This window comes from Xenorhabdus entomophaga (genome assembly GCF_037996725.1).
GTDB lineage: Bacteria > Pseudomonadota > Gammaproteobacteria > Enterobacterales > Enterobacteriaceae > Xenorhabdus > Xenorhabdus khoisanae.
Genome location: NZ_JBBMXH010000456.1, coordinates 1 through 249, shown reverse-complemented (window position 1 = coordinate 249; position 249 = coordinate 1). Strand labels below are relative to the sequence as shown.

Genomic DNA, 249 nt, shown 5'->3' with positions numbered 1-249 from the left:
GAAGCCAATGCCCTTATCCGGGAGCTCTGGGCCAAACTTCGAGAATACGAAGACCGGCTGGCACTGAGTTCGCGTAATTCCTCGCGTTCCCCGTCCAGTGATACGCCTCAGGCACGGGCTGAACGGCAAAAGTTAAAAGCCCTGGTCGCCGAAATCAGGCTGGCGCTCAGCCAGGCCACACAGGGCACCGCAGACCACTGAGTGCATTGAAAGACACGGATACGATCGTTCGCTGTCTGCCCGATGACG

1 pseudogene is annotated in these 249 nt (G+C 58.6%); it reads left to right on the top strand.

The features are described 5' to 3' along the window. Positions 1 to 249, top strand: a pseudogene (locus AAC854_RS24845) (DUF6444 domain-containing protein); the annotation flags it as partial.